Genomic DNA, 5,933 nt, shown 5'->3' on the forward strand with positions numbered 1-5,933 from the left:
GGTCCGAATTCCGTTTCCGGTGGCCGTTGGAAGGCCTTGCCTTTCGGCTTCCTCGACTTTATCAGAATTTCTCCGAGTCGATTTCACCCCCGCCTGCGGGCTCCTCCGAAGGCCGTTGAGCGCTCCGGGTTCCCCTCTGGCGGAGCCGTAAACGTACTGGAGCGGGGCTCCTCGATGCAAATCGAGGAGCCCCGCCGGGTGTTCAGCGCCGGTCTGGTGCTGAGGGGACGTCAGGACGGAGGCCCGGACTCGGCGGTCAGACCTCGACGACCACGGGAAGGATCATCGGGCGGCGGCGGTAGCTGTCGGAGACCCACTTGCCCACCGCGCGACGCACCAGCTGCTGGAGCTGATGCGGCTCCACGACCCCGTCGGAGGCCGACTTGGCCAGGGCGTCCTCGACCTTCGGGAGGACCGCGGAGAAGGCGGCGTCCTCGATCCCGGAGCCCCTCGCCTGGATATGCGGTCCACCCACGATCTTGCCGGTCGTGCTGTCGACGACCACGAAGACCGAGATGATGCCCTCCTCGCCGAGGATGCGGCGGTCCTTGAGCGAGGTCTCCGTGACGTCGCCGACCGAGAGGCCGTCCACGTACACGTATCCCGCCTGCACCTTGCCGACGATCTTGGCCATGCCGTCGACGAGGTCGACCACGACACCGTCCTCGGCGATGACGCAACGGTTCTTCGGAACCCCGGTCAACGCTCCCAGTTCGGCGTTGGCGCGCAGATGACGCCACTCGCCGTGCACCGGCATCAGGTTCCTGGGCTTGCAGATGTTGTAGAAGTACAGCAGCTCGCCGGCCGAGGCGTGGCCGGAGACATGGACCTTGGCGTTGCCCTTGTGCACGACCGTGGCGCCCCAGCGCGTCAGTCCGTTGATGACCCGGTAGACCGCGTTCTCGTTGCCCGGAATCAGCGACGAGGCCAGGATCACCGTGTCGCCCTCGACGATCCGGATCTGGTGATCGCGGTTGGCCATCCGGGACAGCGCGGCCATCGGCTCGCCCTGCGAACCCGTGCAGACCAGCACCACCTCGTCGTCCGGAAGGTCGTCGAGGGTCTTCACATCCACCACGAGACCGGCCGGCACCCGCAGATAGCCGAGGTCACGCGCGATGCCCATGTTGCGGACCATGGAGCGGCCGACGAAGGCGACCCTGCGCCCGTACTCGTGCGCCGCGTCGAGGATCTGCTGGATGCGGTGGACGTGGCTGGCGAAGCTCGCGACGATGATGCGCTTCTGCGCGTTGGCGAAGACCTGGCGCAGCACACCGGAGATATCGCGCTCCGGCGGGACGAACCCGGGGACCTCGGCGTTGGTGGAGTCCACCAGGAGCAGGTCGATGCCCTCCTCACCGAGCTTGGCGAACGCGGGCAGATCCGTGAGGCGGCCGTCGAGCGGCAGCTGGTCCATCTTGAAGTCGCCGGTGTGCACGGCCATGCCGGCCGGGGTGCGGATGGCGACCGCGAGAGCGTCCGGGATGGAGTGGTTGACCGCGATGAACTCGCACTCGAAGGGGCCGATCCGCTCGCGGTGCCCCTCCTCGACCTCGAGGGTGTACGGACGGATCCGGTGCTCCTGCAGCTTCGCCTCGATCAGGGCGAGGGTCAGCTTGGAACCGATCAGCGGGATGTCGGGCTTCTCGCGCAGCAGGAAGGGGACGCCGCCGATGTGGTCCTCGTGGCCGTGGGTGAGGACGATGCCGTCGATGTCGTCGAGGCGGTCCCGGATGCTTGTGAAGTCCGGCAGGATCAAGTCGACTCCGGGCTGCTCCTCCTCGGGGAAGAGCACCCCGCAGTCGACGATCAGCAGTCGGCCACCGTATTCGAAGACCGTCATGTTCCGGCCGATCTCACCGAGGCCGCCGAGCGGAGTGACGCGCAGGCCGCCCTCGGGGAGCTTCGGCGGAGGGCCGAGCTCAGGATGCGGATGACTCAAAAGACTCTCCTCACCACACACGCCACATACCCCCGGGGGCACATGGCGCGCGTGACATTCGTGCACTTGCTGATGTGTCTGTATGCAGTTGTGAAGTATGAAGGTGCGAGCAATCGCCTCTTTGCTCAGAGCTGTACCCCGCCGGCGGCAAGATCGCGCTTGAGCTGTTCCGTTTCCTCGGCGGTCAGCTCGACCAACGGCAGGCGCAGCGGCCCCGCGGGCCGGCCCTGGAGAGCGAGCGCGGCCTTGGTCGTGATCACACCCTGGGTGCGGAACATGCCGGTGAAGACGGGCAGCAGCTTCTGGTGGATCTCCGTTGCCTTCGCGACGTCGCCCGCGAGATGGGCTTCGAGCATCGCTCGCAGCTCGGGGCTGACCAGATGGCCGACCACGGAGACGAAGCCGACCGCGCCGACCGACAGCAGCGGCAGGTTCAGCATGTCGTCGCCGGAGTACCAGGCGAGGCGGGAGCGGGCGATGGCCCAGCTGGCGCGGCCGAGGTCGCCCTTGGCGTCCTTGTTGGCCACGATGCGCGGGTGCTCGGCGAGCCGGACGATGGTCTCGGTACCGATCGGGACGCCGCTGCGGCCGGGGATGTCGTAGAGCATCACCGGCAGGTCGGTGGCGTCGGCGATGGCGGTGAAGTGCCGCAGGAGACCTTCCTGCGGGGGCTTGCTGTAGTACGGCGTGACCGCCAGCAGCCCGTGGGCACCCGCCTGCTCGGCCGCGCGGGCGAGCTCGACGCTGTGCCGGGTGTCATTGGTACCGGCTCCCGCCACGACGTGGGCGCGGTCGCCGACCGCCTCCACCACGGCTCGTACGAGCTGGGCTTTCTCCGCATCGCTGGTGGTGGGGGACTCGCCGGTGGTGCCGTTGACGACCAGGCCGTCATTGCCGGCGTCCACCAGATGAGCGGCGAGTCGCTGGGCGCCGTCGAGGTCGAGCGCGCCGTCAGCGGTGAATGGCGTGACCATGGCGGTCAGCACCCGCCCGAAAGGGGTCTGCGATGTGGAAGTCGGTGCCATGGGCCCCACGCTACTCGTAGCGCGGCCCGCGGCGCTCCCTCGGGGCGGCGGACGGTGCGAAGAGGTGGGACCCGGCACTGCCTGCTCGGGGGTTCAAGCAGTGCCGGGCCCGTTTGTTCAGCCTAGATGAACTTCTCGAAACGCCGCAATACGGACACTTCGCCCGGTGATCCGTCCGGGGAGCCGACCGCCCGGGCTACGGGGCCACCCGGCCGTTGGCGTTGAAGGCGGCGTGGGTGAGCGGCATCAGCCGCGCCCAGTGCTCCTCCATCTTCTCGCCCACCATCTCGATCTCCCGCTGCGGGAACGACGGCACCGCGGCCTGCTCGTGCTGGGTGCGCAGGCCCAGGAAGTGCATCAGCGAGCGGGCGTTGCAGGTCGCGTACATCGAGGAGAACAGGCCGACCGGGAGCACCGAGCGGGCCACCTCGCGGGCCACTCCCGCGGCCAGCATCTCCTGGTACGCGTCGTACGCGTGGCGGTACGCGTCCTCCATCACCCGGCCGGTCAGCTCGTGCTGCGCCCGGGTGCCCTCGACGAACTCGTACTTCCCCGGGCGGCCCTGCTGGACCAGCTTGCGCGCCTCCCCCGGCACGTAGAACACCGGCTCGAGGCGGCGGTACCGGCCGGACTCCTCGTTGTACGACCAGCCCACGCGGTGCCGCATGAACTCGCGGAAGACGAAGATCGGGGCACTGATGAAGAAGGTCATCGAGTTGTGCTCGAACGGGCTGCCGTGCCGGTCCCGCATCAGGAAGTTGATCAGCCCCTTGGAGCGCTCCGGATCCTTGGTGATCTCTTCGAGGGACTGCTCGCCCGCGGTGGACACCCGCGCGGCCCACAGCACATCGGAGTCGGCGGCGCTGTGCTTGACCAGCTCGACGGTCACATCGCTGCGGAAACTGGCCTTCTCGGTCTCGGCGGGGGTCTCGGTCACCGGCGGTCCTTCCCTGGTGCGTTCGCTCGGGGCGGCGCCCAGCTTACGGGCCGCCACCGACAGCCCCACCCGGCGAGCCGACAGCTCCGCTCAGCGAGAATTTTTTGACGAAAGTCGGCGGAACCGGGCACTCAATCGGGCTTTTACACGTCCTACACATCGAAGCACTCACGTTCGAGGTTCCAAGGAGAGCCCGCCTCATGTCCCGCCGGCGAGAGCCCGTGCCGTTCGCCTTCGTCGCCGAAGCCGACCGTTTCCGCAGCAATGTCACCCCACCGCCCCGCCCCCGCGCCACCCCGTCCCAGATAGCGGGGCGCACGCTGATCGGGCTCACGATCATCGCGGGGTTCATCGGCTCACTGATGTTCGGGATGCCCGCCCTCGACAGCCAGTCGCATCCCACCCACCAGATCCAGCAGCCCGAGGCGTCCGACGGACGCTGACCGGCTGGGATAGCCTCACCCAGCACAGGCCCATCCGGACATGTGTATGAGTGAGGACCTTCCGTGCCCCTGCCCTTCCTGACCGCCGACCGCGCCCGCGACGACGACGCGGCGGCCGGAGCGGATCCGCTCGGCTACGAGGACCCGGACCGCTGGCGCCGTCCCTACCGACCGGGGCCCTGGAGGGTCGGGGGCGCCGCCGTTTTGCTGCTGCTCGCCTCGTACGTGCTCTTCTCCACCCTGATCATCGCGATGGCCGGACCGCTGACCGCGGCGGCCGTCTGCGCCGCCGTCGGGGCACTGATCGTCGTAGCGGCCGTGCGGCTGGTGCGCGTCGGCATCGAGGTGAACGCCCAGGGGCTGCGCCGGACCGGCCTCCTCAGGAGCGCCACCGTGCGGTGGCAGGACGTCGCCGCGATCCGCACGGTCCAGCAGCCGGTGCGCTGGCTGGGCCTGCCGCGCACCGTCCAGGGCGAGGCCGTGCTGCTGCAACCGGTGCGCGGCGGAGCCCCGTACACCCTGATCACCAGCCACGACGCCGATTTCCTGGGCCGTGCGGAGAGCTTCGACACGGCCGCCGACGCGCTCGAGGGCTGGGCCGCCACCCGCCACTGAGCCGGTACCGGTGCGGGCGGTCCTCCGGTCAGCCGCGGGCCGCCCGCACCGGTTTGCCGTCGTGCAGGGCGATGGCACGCTGCATCGCCTTGCGGGCGCGGGCGGTGTCCCGGGCGTCGTGATACGCCACGGCGAGCCGGAACCAGGACCGCCAGTCGTCCGGCGACTGCTCGGTCTCGGCCCGGCGCTTGGCGAAGACGGCGTCCGCCGAGTCCCGGTCGATCCGCCCGCCGGGCGTCCGTACCAGTTCATCGACCGGGAGGCCGCCCTCCGCCTCCAGTTCGCGGGCGAGCCGGTCGGCGCTCCGCGCGAACTGCGTGGTCTGCCAGAGGAACCAGGCGCCGATGAGGGGCATCACCAGCACCGCCACCCCGAAGACGACGGTGACCGGGGTGCCCTCCTGGATCAGCAGCACCCCGCGGTCGCCGACCAGCACGAAGTAGACGACCAGGACGGCCGCGAGAACGAAGTACGTGATCTTTGCGCGCACCGCTGTGCCCTCAGTCCAGATCCAGGAAATGTTCCAGGCCGAAGGTCAGGCCGGGGGCGGTCACCACGCGGCGGACGCCCAGCAGGATGCCGGGCATGAAGCTGCTGTGGTGGGTGGAGTCGTGCCGGATGGTGAGCGTCTCGCCCTCACCGCCCAGCAGCACCTCCTGGTGGGCGAGGAGCCCGCGCAGCCGCACCGAGTGCACCGGCACCCCGTCCACGTCCGCGCCCCGCGCGCCGTCGAGCCCCGTGGCGGTGGCGTCCGGCTGCGGCGCGCAGCCGGCCTCCCGCCGGGCCTCGGCGATCAGCTGCGCGGTGCGCGCGGCGGTGCCCGAGGGGGCGTCCACCTTGTTGGGGTGGTGCAACTCGATGACCTCGACCGATTCGAAGAACCGGGCCGCCTGGCGGGCGAACCGCATGGTCAGCACGGCGCCGATGGAGAAGTTCGGGGCGATGAGCACGCCCGTGCGCGGCGCGGCGTC

At 69.7% G+C, this 5,933-nt stretch carries 7 protein-coding genes; 2 read left to right on the forward strand and 5 right to left on the reverse strand.

The features are described 5' to 3' along the window. Window positions 1-256: 256 nt before the first annotated feature. The 3 genes from AXW62_RS32210 to thyX form a co-directional block, all read right to left on the reverse strand. Window positions 257-1,942: a ribonuclease J gene (locus AXW62_RS32210; protein WP_030841875.1), complete on the reverse strand. Its 1,686-nt coding sequence runs from the start codon at window positions 1,940-1,942 to the stop codon at window positions 257-259. A 125-nt stretch (window positions 1,943-2,067) separates the two neighbouring features. Beyond that, window positions 2,068-2,967, reverse strand: a complete 900-nt coding sequence (dapA, locus tag AXW62_RS32215; protein WP_060947600.1) for a 4-hydroxy-tetrahydrodipicolinate synthase — start codon at window positions 2,965-2,967, stop codon at window positions 2,068-2,070. Between the two features lie 196 nt (window positions 2,968-3,163). After that, on the reverse strand, window positions 3,164-3,904 hold the full coding sequence (gene thyX / locus AXW62_RS32220; protein WP_030841871.1) for an FAD-dependent thymidylate synthase: 741 nt from the start codon (window positions 3,902-3,904) through the stop codon (window positions 3,164-3,166). A 200-nt stretch (window positions 3,905-4,104) separates the two neighbouring features. Here thyX and AXW62_RS32225 point away from each other — a divergent pair, with 200 nt between their 5' ends. Both AXW62_RS32225 and AXW62_RS32230 read left to right on the forward strand, forming a co-directional pair. After that, window positions 4,105-4,347 carry a hypothetical protein gene (locus tag AXW62_RS32225; RefSeq protein WP_030841869.1) on the forward strand — a complete coding sequence of 81 codons (243 nt, stop codon included), beginning with the start codon at window positions 4,105-4,107 and terminating at the stop codon, window positions 4,345-4,347. Window positions 4,348-4,410: 63 nt separating this feature from the next. Beyond that, window positions 4,411-4,962, forward strand: coding sequence for an SCO5741 family PH domain-containing membrane protein (locus tag AXW62_RS32230; RefSeq protein WP_060947601.1), 552 nt, complete (start codon window positions 4,411-4,413; stop codon window positions 4,960-4,962). Window positions 4,963-4,990: 28 nt separating this feature from the next. Here AXW62_RS32230 and AXW62_RS32235 read toward each other — a convergent pair whose 3' ends face one another. Both AXW62_RS32235 and dapB read right to left on the reverse strand, forming a co-directional pair. After that, window positions 4,991-5,452, reverse strand: coding sequence for a tetratricopeptide repeat protein (locus AXW62_RS32235; RefSeq protein ID WP_060947602.1), 462 nt, complete (start codon window positions 5,450-5,452; stop codon window positions 4,991-4,993). A gap of 10 nt (window positions 5,453-5,462) precedes the next feature. Continuing rightward, the coding region (dapB, locus tag AXW62_RS32240) for a 4-hydroxy-tetrahydrodipicolinate reductase (RefSeq protein ID WP_063817701.1) at window positions 5,463-5,933 on the reverse strand (471 nt) is incomplete at its 5' end.

Origin of the sequence: Streptomyces hygroscopicus subsp. hygroscopicus (assembly GCF_001553455.1) — a bacterium.
In the GTDB taxonomy this organism is placed as follows: Bacteria; Actinomycetota; Actinomycetes; order Streptomycetales; family Streptomycetaceae; genus Streptomyces; species Streptomyces hygroscopicus.